General features: G+C 51.8%; 12 protein-coding genes and 6 tRNA genes. 11 read left to right on the forward strand and 7 right to left on the reverse strand.

The window, feature by feature from the left end; all coding sequences use genetic code 11:
* The first annotated feature begins 180 nt into the window (after nucleotides 1–180).
* Together mgrA and ypeC are read left to right on the forward strand one after the other, a co-directional pair.
* On the forward strand, nucleotides 181–1,179 hold the full coding sequence (gene mgrA / locus DD597_RS08890; RefSeq protein ID WP_129256102.1) for an L-glyceraldehyde 3-phosphate reductase: 999 nt from the start codon (nucleotides 181–183) through the stop codon (nucleotides 1,177–1,179).
* A 126-nt stretch (nucleotides 1,180–1,305) separates the two neighbouring features.
* Nucleotides 1,306–1,653: a DUF2502 domain-containing protein YpeC gene (gene ypeC, locus DD597_RS08895; protein WP_003861345.1), complete on the forward strand. Its 348-nt coding sequence runs from the start codon at nucleotides 1,306–1,308 to the stop codon at nucleotides 1,651–1,653.
* A 33-nt stretch (nucleotides 1,654–1,686) separates the two neighbouring features.
* On the opposite strand, the gene DD597_RS08900 is transcribed toward ypeC, so the two are convergent.
* Entirely contained in the window at nucleotides 1,687–2,925 is a 1,239-nt protein-coding gene (locus DD597_RS08900; protein WP_003861343.1) for an Nramp family divalent metal transporter, read from the reverse strand.
* Nucleotides 2,926–3,270: 345 nt separating this feature from the next.
* Between DD597_RS08900 and nupC the strand changes: the two genes are divergently transcribed.
* Entirely contained in the window at nucleotides 3,271–4,458 is a 1,188-nt protein-coding gene (gene nupC / locus DD597_RS08905; protein WP_003861341.1) for a nucleoside permease NupC, read from the forward strand.
* Between the two features lie 45 nt (nucleotides 4,459–4,503).
* Here the strand turns inward: nupC and DD597_RS08910 are convergent, their stop codons facing one another.
* The 3 genes from DD597_RS08910 to DD597_RS08920 all read right to left on the reverse strand — a co-directional run bounded on the left by DD597_RS08910 (nucleotide 4,504) and on the right by DD597_RS08920 (nucleotide 7,097).
* Nucleotides 4,504–6,693 (reverse strand): EAL domain-containing protein, encoded by a 2,190-nt coding sequence (locus DD597_RS08910; RefSeq protein ID WP_129256103.1) that lies wholly within the window; start codon nucleotides 6,691–6,693, stop codon nucleotides 4,504–4,506.
* Between the two features lie 211 nt (nucleotides 6,694–6,904).
* Nucleotides 6,905–6,980 (reverse strand) — tRNA-Ala (locus DD597_RS08915).
* 41 nt (nucleotides 6,981–7,021) lie between these two features.
* Nucleotides 7,022–7,097: transfer RNA gene (locus DD597_RS08920), tRNA-Ala, on the reverse strand.
* A 217-nt stretch (nucleotides 7,098–7,314) separates the two neighbouring features.
* On the opposite strand from DD597_RS08920, the gene DD597_RS08925 reads away from it, so the two are divergent.
* A complete protein-coding gene (locus tag DD597_RS08925) occupies nucleotides 7,315–7,674 on the forward strand; it encodes a YfeC-like transcriptional regulator (protein WP_003861339.1) in 360 nt (119 codons plus the stop codon).
* Nucleotide 7,675: 1 nt separating this feature from the next.
* Nucleotides 7,676–8,062 carry a YfeC-like transcriptional regulator gene (locus DD597_RS08930; RefSeq protein WP_017383469.1) on the forward strand — a complete coding sequence of 129 codons (387 nt, stop codon included), beginning with the start codon at nucleotides 7,676–7,678 and terminating at the stop codon, nucleotides 8,060–8,062.
* A gap of 52 nt (nucleotides 8,063–8,114) precedes the next feature.
* Here the strand turns inward: DD597_RS08930 and gltX are convergent, their stop codons facing one another.
* On the reverse strand, nucleotides 8,115–9,530 hold the full coding sequence (gltX, locus tag DD597_RS08935; protein WP_003861336.1) for a glutamate--tRNA ligase: 1,416 nt from the start codon (nucleotides 9,528–9,530) through the stop codon (nucleotides 8,115–8,117).
* Between the two features lie 258 nt (nucleotides 9,531–9,788).
* Between gltX and DD597_RS08945 the strand changes: the two genes are divergently transcribed.
* The 5 genes from DD597_RS08945 to DD597_RS08965 all read left to right on the forward strand — a co-directional run bounded on the left by DD597_RS08945 (nucleotide 9,789) and on the right by DD597_RS08965 (nucleotide 10,645).
* Nucleotides 9,789–9,864 (forward strand) — tRNA-Val (locus DD597_RS08945).
* Between the two features lie 41 nt (nucleotides 9,865–9,905).
* Nucleotides 9,906–9,981: transfer RNA gene (locus DD597_RS08950), tRNA-Val, on the forward strand.
* 29 nt (nucleotides 9,982–10,010) lie between these two features.
* Nucleotides 10,011–10,086 (forward strand) — tRNA-Val (locus tag DD597_RS08955).
* A gap of 4 nt (nucleotides 10,087–10,090) precedes the next feature.
* Nucleotides 10,091–10,166, forward strand: a tRNA-Lys gene (locus DD597_RS08960).
* 137 nt (nucleotides 10,167–10,303) lie between these two features.
* On the forward strand, nucleotides 10,304–10,645 hold the full coding sequence (locus DD597_RS08965) for a FlxA-like family protein (RefSeq protein ID WP_003861333.1): 342 nt from the start codon (nucleotides 10,304–10,306) through the stop codon (nucleotides 10,643–10,645).
* Here DD597_RS08965 and DD597_RS08970 read toward each other — a convergent pair.
* Entirely contained in the window at nucleotides 10,636–11,577 is a 942-nt protein-coding gene (locus tag DD597_RS08970; RefSeq protein WP_003861331.1) for a LysR family transcriptional regulator, read from the reverse strand. The genes DD597_RS08965 and DD597_RS08970 overlap by 10 nt on opposite strands.
* An 89-nt stretch (nucleotides 11,578–11,666) precedes the next feature.
* Between DD597_RS08970 and DD597_RS08975 the strand changes: the two genes are divergently transcribed.
* Complete coding sequence (locus tag DD597_RS08975) at nucleotides 11,667–12,662, forward strand: bile acid:sodium symporter family protein (protein WP_003861330.1); 996 nt, start codon at nucleotides 11,667–11,669, stop codon at nucleotides 12,660–12,662.
* On the opposite strand, the gene DD597_RS08980 is transcribed toward DD597_RS08975, so the two are convergent.
* Nucleotides 12,659–12,874 (reverse strand): DUF3820 family protein, encoded by a 216-nt coding sequence (locus DD597_RS08980; protein ID WP_129256104.1) that lies wholly within the window; start codon nucleotides 12,872–12,874, stop codon nucleotides 12,659–12,661. The two genes, DD597_RS08975 and DD597_RS08980, sit on opposite strands and share 4 nt — an antisense overlap.

The following is a 12,874-nucleotide window of genomic DNA, read 5'->3' on the forward strand; positions in this document are numbered from 1 at the left end:
AGTGTCCTTCTGACGTTGACCTCACTCTGAGTATTAAATAAGCGTGAAGCGTGTCCAGAATTGACGACAATCAGGGGCTGGAAAGAATGCTTTACGAAAAAAGCTGCGCTATGCTCATTTTCTTCAGATTAGTGTAAACGTATACACGGATGTTTCTTTCCAGCGCCAGAGGTCTCACAAATGGGTTATCAGCCTGACAAAAATCGTTATCAGACAATGCAATATCGCCGCTGTGGGCAAAGCGGTCTTAAGCTTCCCGCCATCTCGCTGGGGCTGTGGCATAATTTTGGCGACGCGACGTTGCTCGAAAACAGCCGTCAACTTTTACAGCGTGCTTTCAATTTGGGTATTACGCATTTTGACCTTGCCAATAATTACGGCCCGCCTCCTGGTTCGGCCGAACGTAATTTTGGGCGCATTTTGCAGGAGGATTTCCTGCCCTGGCGCGATGAGCTGATCATCTCCACTAAAGCGGGCTACACCATGTGGGACGGGCCTTATGGTGACTGGGGCTCGCGTAAATATCTGATCGCAAGCCTGGACCAGAGCCTCAAGCGTATGGGGCTGGAGTATGTCGATATCTTCTATCACCACCGCCCGGATCCACACACGCCGCTACGTGAAACCATGAAAGCGCTTGACCATGTGGTGCGTCAGGGCAAAGCGCTGTACATCGGTCTGTCCAACTACCCGGCAGAAATGGCACGGCAGGCGATTGAAATACTGGAGGATCTGGGCACGCCATGTTTGATCCACCAGCCGAAGTACTCCATGTTTGAACGTGCGCCTGAAGAGGGGTTGCTGGACGTGTTGCAGCAAAAAGGGGTGGGATGTATCCCCTTCTCTCCACTGGCGGGCGGACAGTTGACCGATCGCTATCTGAACGGCATCCCGGCGGATTCTCGCGCAGCAAGCGGCAGTAAGTTCCTTAATCCGGAACAGATCACCGACAAAAAGCTGGAAAAGGTACGTAAGCTGAATGCGCTGGCGGAAAAACGGGGGCAAAAGCTGTCGCAAATGGCACTGGCCTGGATCCTGCGCCACGATGCGGTGACATCCGTGCTCATCGGCGCAAGCAAGACCCGACAAATTGATGATGCAGCAGGCGTGCTTGAAAATTGTCGGTTCACGGCAGAAGAGCTCAAGATGATAGATACGATCCTGTCCAGTTCAGATTAAAAACACTTTTAGCAAAAAGTGCTCTCGTTCATGATTTAGGAGTTGAGGCGATGAAACGAATGTTTACCAACTCGTAAAATTGCGTTAACAGGTCGCACAGCGGCCCCGATCGTGAAGGAGAAGAGTATGTTCAGGTCACTGATTCTTGCAGCGGTATTACTGGCTTCGGCCCCGCTGGTCGCCAATGCGGGCGAAATCACCCTGTTGCCATCGATTAAATTACAAATTGGCGATCGTGATGACTACGGCAGATACTGGGACGGTGGCTACTGGCGCGACCGTGACTACTGGCATCGCCATTATGAATGGCGTCAAAACCGCTGGTGGAAACACGATAACGGCTATCACCGTGGCTGGGATAAGCGTAAGGCTTACGAACGCGGCTACCGCGAAGGCTGGAAAGATCGTGACGACCGCCGTGGCGGCTGGGGTCACGGAAAAGGCAGAGGCCACGGTCACGGCCATCACCATTAACAACAAAAAGGAGCCTTCCGGCTCCTTTTTCTTTTACAGGCCTGCGGCTGTGCCTATCAGCAACCACAAGTTTAACGCCACCACCACGACCACAATGGCCCACCCGGCGCGTTTCACCCACGTCGAATTCACCAGATCGCCCATCAGTGATTTGTTGCTGGTGAAGATCAGCAGCGGCACCAGCGCCAGCGCAATCCCGAAACTCAGCAGCACCTGACTCATCACCAGAATGCGGGTCGGATCCAGTCCCATCAGGATCACAACAAAGGAAGGCAGCATCGTGACCGAGCGGCGAACCCACAGCGGAATATGGAAACGTACGAACCCCTGCATCACCACCTGCCCGGCCAGTGTCCCCACAACCGTAGATGAAAGGCCCGCAGCAACCAGGCTTAAACCAAAAATAGTGGCAGCGGCATGACTCAGCAACGGCTCCAGCGTCAGGTAAGCCTGGTCAAGATCGGCAACCCCGGTATGCCCGTTAAAGTGGAACGCGGCGGCGGCGGTGGCCATCATCGCCAGATTCACAAATCCGGCAATGGTCATCGCGATAGCCACATCCCATTTCGAGGCGGAGTAGCGCTCTTTACTCGTCCCGCCATGCAGATTCTGGGTTAATGAAGAGTGTAGATAAATGACGTGCGGCATAATTGTCGCCCCCAGCACCCCGGCAGCCAGAAAAACGGCTTCAGAAGTGGGTAACGACGGGATCACCATCCCTTTCGTCAGCTGCGCCAGATTCGGCTGGGAGAAAATCAGCTCAACAATATAGGCGGCAGCGACGAACAGCAGCAGGCCGCCGATAACTTTCTCCAGCGGTTTTTGCCCCCGCCGCTGGAGCATCAGAATCAGGAAAGTGGCGATACCGGTTAGCACGGCCCCCTGAAGCAGAGATACGCCCAGAATAAGCTTAAAGCCGATCGCCGCCCCGATAAACTCGGCGAGATCGGTGGCCATGGCGATAATTTCCGCCTGAACCCAGTAAAACCAAACTGCCGGACGTGGATAATGATCGCGGATTTGCTCCGCCAGGTTTTTTCCGGTAGCAATACCCAGCTTCGCGGAGAGCATCTGAATCAGCATCGCCATCAGATTGGCCCAGACCACAACCCACAGCAGTTTATAGCCGAAACTGGCCCCGGCCTGAATGTTGGTCGCAAAATTACCCGGATCGATGTAGCCAATCGCGGCAATGAATGCCGGTCCCATTAATGCGAGCCGCAGCTTGCGTGCCGCTCTGCCGCTGCTACTCTCTACGCGACTATTCGTCATTTCTGCCTCTGGAAATATAGCCTTTGCTATGTTTTATGCTATCAAAATGAGAATGATTATCAAGTTCATTTGAAATGGTTAACATGATTTCTCTGATAGCCAGGAACGATAGACAGGCAGGTGGAGCAAGGTCACAGAATGTGAAAATGCGCAGACATTTGTGAAGCGTAGCACACAAACTTAACTTTTCACTCATTTACCTAACATAACAAAAATGTATTGTTGATCACTATTTTTGAGACTCGTCACAGGATGTAACTATAGTGTGGGCTTGATCTCGTTTTCTTTGTGCTTGTTACATAGAATGTGCACGGAAATTAAACCTGCCTCATATTTGGAGCAAATATGGACCGCGTCCTTCATTTTGTCCTGGCACTTGTTGTCGTTACTGCACTTGCATTGCTGGTCAGCACAGACCGCAAAAAAATTCGTATTCGCTATGTTGTCCAGCTGCTGGTCATTGAAGTTTTACTTGCGTGGTTCTTCCTGAACTCCAACGTAGGCCTCGGCTTCGTGAAAGGCTTCTCCGAAATGTTCGAAAAACTGCTCGGATTTGCCAACGAAGGGACAAACTTCGTCTTTGGCAGCATGAACGATCAGGGTCTGGCCTTCTTCTTCCTGAAGGTACTCTGCCCTATCGTCTTCATCTCTGCCCTGATCGGTATCCTTCAGCACATCCGCGTTCTGCCGGTGGTTATCCGTGCGATCGGCTTCCTGTTATCGAAAGTTAACGGCATGGGTAAACTGGAATCCTTTAACGCAGTCAGCTCACTGATCCTCGGTCAGTCTGAGAACTTCATTGCGTATAAAGATATCCTCGGCAAGATGTCCCGTAACCGCATGTACACCATGGCGGCAACCGCAATGTCTACCGTTTCCATGTCTATCGTGGGCGCGTATATGACCATGCTGGAACCAAAATACGTGGTTGCGGCCCTGGTTCTGAACATGTTCAGCACCTTTATCGTGCTTTCGCTGATTAACCCGTACCGCGTGGATGCCAGCGAAGAGAACATTCAGATGTCTAACCTGCACGAGGGGCAGAGCTTCTTCGAAATGCTGGGTGAATACATTCTGGCGGGTTTCAAGGTTGCAATTATCGTTGCCGCGATGCTGATTGGCTTTATCGCGCTGATCGCTGCGCTGAACGCCCTGTTTGCGGCCGTACTCGGTATCTCCTTCCAGGGCATTCTGGGCTATATCTTCTACCCGGTTGCCTGGGTGATGGGTGTACCGGCTCACGAAGCGTTGCAGGTGGGCAGCATCATGGCAACGAAACTGGTATCCAACGAATTCGTGGCGATGATGGATCTCCAGAAGATTGCCAGCACACTCTCCCCACGTGCGGAAGGGATCCTGTCCGTCTTCCTGGTCTCCTTCGCGAACTTCTCTTCCATCGGTATCATCGCTGGCGCGATTAAAGGCCTGAACGAAGAGCAGGGTAACGTGGTTTCTCGCTTTGGCCTGAAGCTGGTTTACGGTTCAACGCTGGTGAGCGTCCTGTCTGCCTCTATTGCAGCACTGGTTCTGTAATTCATACCGCGTAATAAAAACCGGGAGTCCTCGCTCCCGGTTTTTTTATGCTTCCAGCGCCGTCAGAGGCTGGGGTTTACCAATCAAATAGCCCTGCAAATAATCTACGCCAAATCGCAACAACATCTCGCGTTGTTCAGCCGTTTCCACATATTCAGCCACCACACACAGCGATTTCGTTTTTGCCATGTTGCAAATGGACTGCACGATCATCGCATCCATGCTGTCGGTGCAGATATCTTTCACGAAGCAACCATCGATCTTAATGATATCGGCCTCCAGCCGCTTCAGGCGCTCAAAGTTGGCATAGCCGGTACCAAAGTCGTCTATGGCAATGCGGAAGCCGTAATCACGCAGCTGCTGGATATTTTTGATGCTGCTTCCCGAGTCTGAGAAAGCCTGTTCCTCGGTGATCTCAATGATGATATTTTGCGGCGCAATGGCGTAGCGTTCAAAAAGCGCGATGATCTCAGCCGCAATCTCATTTTGCATCAGCGTCAGCGGCATTAGATTGACGGAGAAGCGCGTTCCTGCACGTCCGGACGGATGGCTGCGCATCCACATCAGCAATTTTTCCAACACGTTCAGGTCAAACCGGTGGCTCAGGTTGAACTGAGCAATCAGCGGAATAAAGCGGTCAGGGGTGATGATCTCGCCATCGCTTTCCAGCCTGGAGAGGATTTCAAAGTACCCTTCTCCGCGCGCGTTGTGAATTGGCTGGGCGTAAAGGTGAAGACCGCCGATATCAAGGGCGCGTTTTATGCGGGCCAGCATTAGCACCCTGTCCGTCGTCTGACCAGAGACATCATCCAGACTGTTGGTTAACGCCAGAACGTTATGCCCGCCACAGGATTGCTCGGACAGCCAGCTCAGCTGACCCAGCGTGTGGTGCAGGCTTTCCCCATCCGGTACTTCGCCCCAGGAGGCGCCAAACTCAATGTCGAGCTCAGTCTTGTTCCAGACAATCTTACGGCTGTTCAGATGATCAACCATGTATTGCAGACGTTCAGCCGTGCCCGGACCCAACAAGACCACCACCAGCTCACTGCCTGGCAACTGAAAGAGCTTCTCGTCTTTTTGCAATAACGGTTGCAGCGACGCGGTGATCATCTTTTTACAGTGTACACGCATGAGGATGCCGTAATGACGGCTCAGAAATTCCAGATTATCCAGGCGCAGGCAGCAGATTTTGGCTTCGGGATGGTGCTGTAAAAACACTTCCAGCGCACGAATGTTAGGCAGACCGGTGAGCGGATCGGTAAGCGCCCTCTCCTGCCACCCCTGTTTCAGCCATTCACTTTTCTGATAGATCCGCGACATGTAAAGCAGGCAGATGGCGAAAGAGATCAGTACCGACAAGATAAAGGAGAGCGAGTGGCCCGATTCAACGCCATTAAGAAAATTATAATTGTAGGTCAACAGCATGAGCGCCGAGGCCGCCCAGAGTAAAGAGATGAGCGCATAGCTCAGACGACCAATCCCCAGGGTAAAAAGAATAAAAACGATTGGCATCAAATAACCAGCAATAAACTGTGACTCGAAAGGCGCGCACAAAATAGCGATCATCGAGACCAACAGCATCAGCCACACAACGATAAATAACACTTTTTTGTGACAAAAGAGGGGCTTCACGCTTCGCCGCCAGAATGTTCGGGCATACCGGGGATTAATTATCATTCTTAACGGGTAGTAGAACATCATGGTGAAAATCAGGGCGGCACAAATCAGGCTTTGAATATCGATAACGTTATAAATTGCAGAGCATTCGCCGAAATAGGAGGAGATTGTCACCGGAAAATTAAATAAATATCCCGCCAGATACATCGATAATTTGATGCCTACAGGAACCACAAATCCGAGCCAGAAAATACGTATACCGATGTACTTATTCGGGATGCTGTGTCGCCAGCGTTTGCCCAGCATCAGACGGATGACGCCACAGGCAGCGAAGACGGCAAACGTCTGACAAATTAATAACACGGAAGATTGTAGTAATGCTAAATCAAAGTAATAAATGTTAGTAACACTAAATCCAATCAGTAAAGGAATGATTGCCCGACGTCCAAATAACAATACGATGGCGAGCATGGCGCTTAAGGGCAACCACGCTAAATAAACATCATTTTCGTTGACGATAGCGCGCGGGGAGATATAACGGGAAAAGGGGATCGTAATCAGGCTTAACGCCAGGACAATCATAAATATTTTTACATTATTGTAAATTTTTCTATTCATTAATCCGTGTGATCTATTTAACCATCGTCTTATTGACCGGATGGATAATAGGTTTATTAATTGCACGAATCAAGTTCAGGTCTATTTATAGACTTGTTTATTGATTTGGATTGAGGTGATGTATAGAAAACGACATTGCTGGCAACAAAAAGAGTCTAAACATTTTACAAGATATAAAAAAACCCCCGTCTTGCGACGAGGGTTTAAATTTTGGTGGAGCTAAGCGGGATCGAACCGCTGACCTCTTGCATGCCATGCAAGCGCTCTCCCAGCTGAGCTATAGCCCCACATGTTACTTTACCTACCGCACTCTGTTGGGTTCAGAGTTTGGTGGAGCTAAGCGGGATCGAACCGCTGACCTCCTGCATGCCATGCAGGCGCTCTCCCAGCTGAGCTATAGCCCCGTCGTAAAGCTGTCATGTTGACGGGCGGCATAATATGAATTCCGCCGCAGAGTGTCAACGGCAAATTCAACCTCCGCCTTTCAACCGCCGAAAAATCATGCAAATGAATCACTTTGCGAGCCTGCTCGCAGCCAGGAGTTAAGCTTGTCACGTTTTCACGTAAAACGGTGCTATAAAATGAACCACTAATTAACCCCACAGATATTCAGGAAATTGTATGATCAAGGAACGAATGACGCCAGAAGAGTTAGCCCTGCTGACTGGCTATAGCCGACAGACCATCAATAAATGGGTACGCAAAGAGGGTTGGATTACATCGCCAAAGCCAGGCGTTCAGGGTGGCAAGGCGCGTCTGGTACACGTCAATGAAAAAGTGCGCGACTTTATTCGCAGCGCGCGCAGGGCAACAGAGACGCCGGAACTGCCAGATACGTACCACGAGGGCTCGCTTCATGCCCTGCTCCTGACGCTGGCGAATGAAATGACGCCGGAAGAGCAAAAGCAGATGACATCGCTGTTACTGCGGGAAGGGATTACCGGCTTGTTACAACGTTTAGGGATTCGCGACCAACGCTGATATGAAAAGATTACGCAGCAAAATGACCACGGAAGAGCTGGCGGACAGTCTGGGCGTAGCCCGACAAACCGTTAATCGCTGGATACGACAGAAGGGATGGAAAACGGAGGGTATCAACGGTGTAAAAGGCGGAAGAGCGAGGGTGATATGTATTGATGCGCACGTTAAGGAGCACATCATTAGCCTTCCTGCCATTCGTAACCGTCGGGCTGTTTACCATGTGGCGGAAAGCCCTTCCCACTACGGCGTGGCAACCTCATCCAGCCTGCTTCCACAAATTATCGACTCGCTGGAAAACATGACGACTGTCGAACAGGAACGTTTGCACAAGTTGCTCGCTCGTGAAGGGTTGCAGGGTTTTCTCACGCGTCTTGGTATTGCTGAATAACAGGCATAAAAAAACGGCAGGTTACCCTGCCGTTTTTTGTATTACACGAGCATTACTGCTGGCTTTCGCGCTCAGCAATAAAGTCCAGCGCTTTGTTGATACGCGCAACGCTACGTGATTTGCCGATGGCATGAACGGTCACGTCCAGCGCCGGAGACTGGCCTGCCCCCGTCACCGCAACGCGCAGCGGCATACCGACTTTACCCATGCCAATTTCCAGCTCATCAGCGGTAGCCTGAATCGCGTGGTGAACATTTTCCGCAGTCCATTCGGTAATGGCTTCGAGTTTGTCACGCACCACTTCCAGCGGCTGACGCGCAACCGGACGCAGGTGTTTCTTGGCCGCGTCGGCGTCGAACGCGTCAAACTCTTCATAGAAGTAACGGCAGCTTTCAGCAATTTCTTTCAGCGTTTTGCAACGCTCGCCAAGCAGCTTCACCAGATCCGCCAGTTCAGGGCCCGTACGGGTATCGATGTTTGCCTGTTCAATGTGCCATTGCAGATAAGTCGCTACATATTCTGGCTGCATGGTATTGATGTAGTGATGGTTCAGCCACAGCAGTTTGTCAGTGTTGAACGCGCTGGCTGATTTGCTGACCGAGTTCAGAGAGAACAGCTCGATCATCTCTTCGCGGCTGAAGATCTCCTGGTCACCATGAGCCCAGCCCAGACGCACCAGGTAGTTCAGCAGCGCTTCCGGCAGATAGCCGTCATCACGGTACTGCATCACACTCACCGCGCCATGACGTTTGGACAGCTTTTTACCGTCGTCACCGTTGATCATTGATACGTGCGCATATACCGGTACAGGTGCGTTCAGCGCTTTCAGAATGTTGATCTGACGCGGGGTGTTATTGATATGGTCTTCACCACGGATCACATGAGTGATTTCCATATCCCAGTCGTCCACAACTACGCAGAAGTTATAGGTTGGCGATCCGTCAGTACGACGAATGATGAGGTCATCCAGCTCCTGGTTGCTGAATTCGATCGGACCACGGATCTGGTCATCAAAGATAACAGAGCCATCCTGCGGGTTAGCAAAACGCACTACGCAAGGCTCGTCAGCAGCATGCTCGCTGTGGTCATGGCGGCAACGACCGTCATAACGCGGTTTTTCGCCTTTTGCCATTTGCTCTTCGCGCAGCGCATCCAGACGCTCCCTGGAGCAGTAACACTTATAGGCCGTGCCTGCCACCAGCATCTCGTCAATTACGGCGTTATAGCGGTCAAAACGTTTGGTCTGGAAGTATGGGCCTTCGTCCCACGCCAGATTCAGCCAGTTCATCCCATCCATAATGGCTTCAATTGCTTCCGGCGTTGAGCGCTCCAGATCGGTGTCTTCAATACGCAGCACAAACTCACCGTTGTTGTGACGTGCGAAAAGCCAGGAGTAGAGAGCGGTACGTGCACCACCGACATGCAGATAGCCTGTCGGGCTCGGCGCGAAGCGAGTTTTGATTTTCATGAAATGGCCTTACGTTATAAAGATGCCGGTAATCGGCAAATTCCGGGAAGAAAACAATGGGCAATATTCTATCACTGTGGGCCGATTCCTCAATGTCGATCACTTTATCCGGTTCGAGATTGCTGTTTTTGTTTATAAATCATGCGCCACAGTCCGTTTTGCGATCGTTTTGACTAATTTTACGACGAACGAATAAAAACTTTAGAAAATGCGTTGACTCATTTTCAACTCTCCCTATAATGCGACTCCACACAGCGGGGGTGATTAGCTCAGTTGGTAGAGCATCTCCTTTACACGGAGGGGGTCGGCGGTTCGAGCCCGTCATCACCCACCATCTACTTAGGTAGACTCGCAGTGTAGATAAGAATTGAGATTGGGCGATTAGCTCAGTTGGTAGAGCATCTCCTTTACACGGAGGGGGTCGGCGGTTCGAGCCCGTCATCGCCCACCATTCTCACCTTATCGCAGCAGTTCCGAAATGGGCGATTAGCTCAGTTGGTAGAGCATCTCCTTTACACGGAGGGGGTCGGCGGTTCGAGCCCGTCATCGCCCACCATTTCGGGTCGTTAGCTCAGTTGGTAGAGCAGTTGACTTTTAATCAATTGGTCGCAGGTTCGAATCCTGCACGACCCACCAATGTAAAAAAGCGCCCTAAAGGCGCTTTTTTGCTATCTGCGACATAGCACATCCCCATTGCAGCCAGACCGCTTGTTTTACTCAAGCTCACGCCTTCTTTGCCGATACCTCTATTTTATGGCGAAAAGGATCTCAATATGACAACTCTTAAGCCCGTTTCTCTGTCGGCGATGGAAATCGGCAGCGTAGATAACAGCTCCGGCGGAAACGACATTGCTTCTCAAATCACCCGTCTGACCAAACAGATAACGAAAGTCACTCAGCAGCTCAAAGAAGTGGCCATGGGTGATGCCACAGCAGAAGAAAAGCAAAAGCAGCAAGAATTACTCGAATCTCAGCTGGCTATGTTGCAGGCACAGCTGGCGCAATTGCAGCGTCAGCAGGCCGAAGAGGCGATGCCAAAGCAGGAAAAAGGTGAGGCAGTCGCGGAAGGCATCAATAAGCCCTCCGCAGAACATCAGATTAATATCTACGTCTGATTATTGGTTTCGTTAAAAAGTGGATCGCGTGTGCGGGCCTCCATCAAACGTTCGGCCTGCATACGCACCACATCCCAGCAGGCATGCGCCGCGCCGGAAAGAGACCTGTTTTTACGGCGTACCAGCATCAGCTGGCGTTCGACACAGGGTACGAAACGCTTCACCGTTAAACGACTCCCCTGCGGCAGTGGCAGCGCCAGCGCCGGCAGAACGCTGATGCCAATCCCCGCTTCGACCATGGGGAACAGCGTGGCAGGATGCCCGATCTCCTGCACAATGGTTGCCTTAACACCCTGCGCGGTCAGTGCGGCATCTATCAGCGGGCGGCTGCCTGATGCATAATCCTGTAACACCAGGTTTGCCCCCTGCAAGGCCTGCCAGGCCACCTGCGGCAGCGATGCCAGAGGATCATCATCGCGGCAGAGCAATAAAAAGGGCTCCGAGAGTACCACTTCACATTCCAGGTCGCTTACCGCTCCGGGATCAATAACGATGCCAAAATCCACATCCCCCTGACGGATACTCTCAAGTACCCACTGCTGCGGCCTGTCATGCAAAACAAAATCAATATCCGGATAGCGGTGATTACTTTCAGCGATGCACTGGGGAATAAGATGCGCCGAAATCGTCTGGCTCGCCGCCACTCTCACGGTGCCGGAAAGCTGTTGTCCGAGCCGGCCGACATCCCTGAGCGTACTGTTCAGTTCATCCAGCAGCCTCTCCAGACGCATTGCCAGCTGCTGTCCCGCTTCGGTGAGCACCACTTCTCGCGTCGTGCGGTCGAGCAGCTTCACGCCCGTTTGCGTTTCAAGCTCCTTAACGCTATGGCTCACCGCCGACTGACTGAGGCCAATGATCTCCCCTGCCCGGCTAAAGCTGCGGGCCTGCGCGACGGTGACGAAAACGCGAAGCTGACGTAACGAATAATTCATCTGTTTAATTCATGAATGGATGCAATAAATCAATTTTATTTCTCAAAGGGAAGAAAGCACAATAGCGGCATCTGTTTTCAGGAGTGATTATGAAACTTTTTCGTATCCTTGATCCGTTTACGCTGACCCTGATTGGTGTCGTCTTGCTGGCCTCGTTCTTCCCGGCGCGGGGCAGTTTCGTTCCGGTTATTGAAGGACTGACCACGGCAGCTATTGCCCTGCTGTTCTTTATGCATGGCGCCAAACTCTCCCGGGAAGCCATTATTGCAGGCGGTAGCCACTGGCGACTGCATCTGTGGGTAATGTGCAGCACTTTTATCCTCTTCCCGGTTCTGGGCGTGCTGTTCGCCTGGTGGGCGCCGGTGAATGTCGATCCGGCGCTGTATACCGGGTTCCTTTATCTGTGCATTTTGCCGGCCACCGTGCAGTCTGCAATTGCCTTTACCTCGCTGGCGGGCGGTAACGTCGCGGCGGCGGTTTGTTCTGCTTCCGCTTCCAGCCTGCTCGGGATCTTTGTTTCACCGCTGCTGGTCGGTCTGCTAATGAACATGCACGGGGCGGAAGGCAATCTGGAGCAGGTGGGTAAAATTTGTCTGCAACTGCTGCTGCCGTTTGTGCTCGGACACTTATCCCGTCCCTGGATTGGGGAGTTTGTGGCGAAACATAAAAAATGGATCGGGAAAACGGACCAAAGCTCCATTCTGCTGGTGGTTTACACGGCCTTCAGCGAAGCCGTGGTGAACGGCATCTGGCACAGGGTGGGTGCTGGATCGCTGCTGTTTATTGTGGTGGTAAGCATCGTTCTGCTGGCCATTGTCATCGCGGTTAACGTCTTTGTGGCCCGCAAATGCGGCTTCAACAAGGCCGATGAAATCACCATTGTATTTTGCGGATCGAAAAAGAGCCTCGCCAACGGGATCCCGATGGCCAATATCCTGTTCCCGACGTCCGTCATTGGGATGATGGTGTTGCCGCTGATGATTTTCCATCAGATCCAGCTGATGGTGTGTGCGGTACTGGCGCGGCGTTACAAGGCGCAGACTGAAAAGCTGGCGCAGGAAGAGACCCACGCCGCGAAAGTTTAAGGACGTTTCATGGGCTGAACCAGCTGGGTCAGCCCCTCTGTTTTGATCAGTAACGTGATAGCCATCAGCTCGCCCAGACGCCCGGCGGGGAACTCATCCTTACGGGCAAACCACAGCAGATACTCTTCCGGTAAATCAATCAGCCTGCGACCCTTATATTTACCGAACGGCATCTCTGTATTGGCGATCTCAACGAGCTGCTCTTTTTCCAC

It is taken from the genome of Enterobacter cloacae complex sp. 677-3DZ2D5B, assembly GCF_004136695.1.
In the GTDB taxonomy this organism is placed as follows: domain Bacteria; phylum Pseudomonadota; class Gammaproteobacteria; order Enterobacterales; family Enterobacteriaceae; genus Enterobacter; species Enterobacter hormaechei_C.

Excerpts from the sequence above, each read along its gene's own strand:
- mgrA (WP_129256102.1), top strand. The coding sequence starts at position 181 with ATGGGTTATCAGCCTGACAAAAATCGTTATCAGACAATGCAATATCGC.
- ypeC (WP_003861345.1), top strand. The coding sequence starts at position 1,306 with ATGTTCAGGTCACTGATTCTTGCAGCGGTATTACTGGCTTCGGCCCCG.
- DD597_RS08900 (WP_003861343.1), bottom strand. The coding sequence starts at position 2,925 with ATGACGAATAGTCGCGTAGAGAGTAGCAGCGGCAGAGCGGCACGCAAG.
- nupC (WP_003861341.1), top strand. The coding sequence starts at position 3,271 with ATGGACCGCGTCCTTCATTTTGTCCTGGCACTTGTTGTCGTTACTGCA.
- DD597_RS08910 (WP_129256103.1), bottom strand. The coding sequence starts at position 6,693 with ATGAATAGAAAAATTTACAATAATGTAAAAATATTTATGATTGTCCTG.
- DD597_RS08925 (WP_003861339.1), top strand. The coding sequence starts at position 7,315 with ATGATCAAGGAACGAATGACGCCAGAAGAGTTAGCCCTGCTGACTGGC.
- DD597_RS08930 (WP_017383469.1), top strand. The coding sequence starts at position 7,676 with ATGAAAAGATTACGCAGCAAAATGACCACGGAAGAGCTGGCGGACAGT.
- gltX (WP_003861336.1), bottom strand. The coding sequence starts at position 9,530 with ATGAAAATCAAAACTCGCTTCGCGCCGAGCCCGACAGGCTATCTGCAT.
- DD597_RS08965 (WP_003861333.1), top strand. The coding sequence starts at position 10,304 with ATGACAACTCTTAAGCCCGTTTCTCTGTCGGCGATGGAAATCGGCAGC.
- DD597_RS08970 (WP_003861331.1), bottom strand. The coding sequence starts at position 11,577 with ATGAATTATTCGTTACGTCAGCTTCGCGTTTTCGTCACCGTCGCGCAG.
- DD597_RS08975 (WP_003861330.1), top strand. The coding sequence starts at position 11,667 with ATGAAACTTTTTCGTATCCTTGATCCGTTTACGCTGACCCTGATTGGT.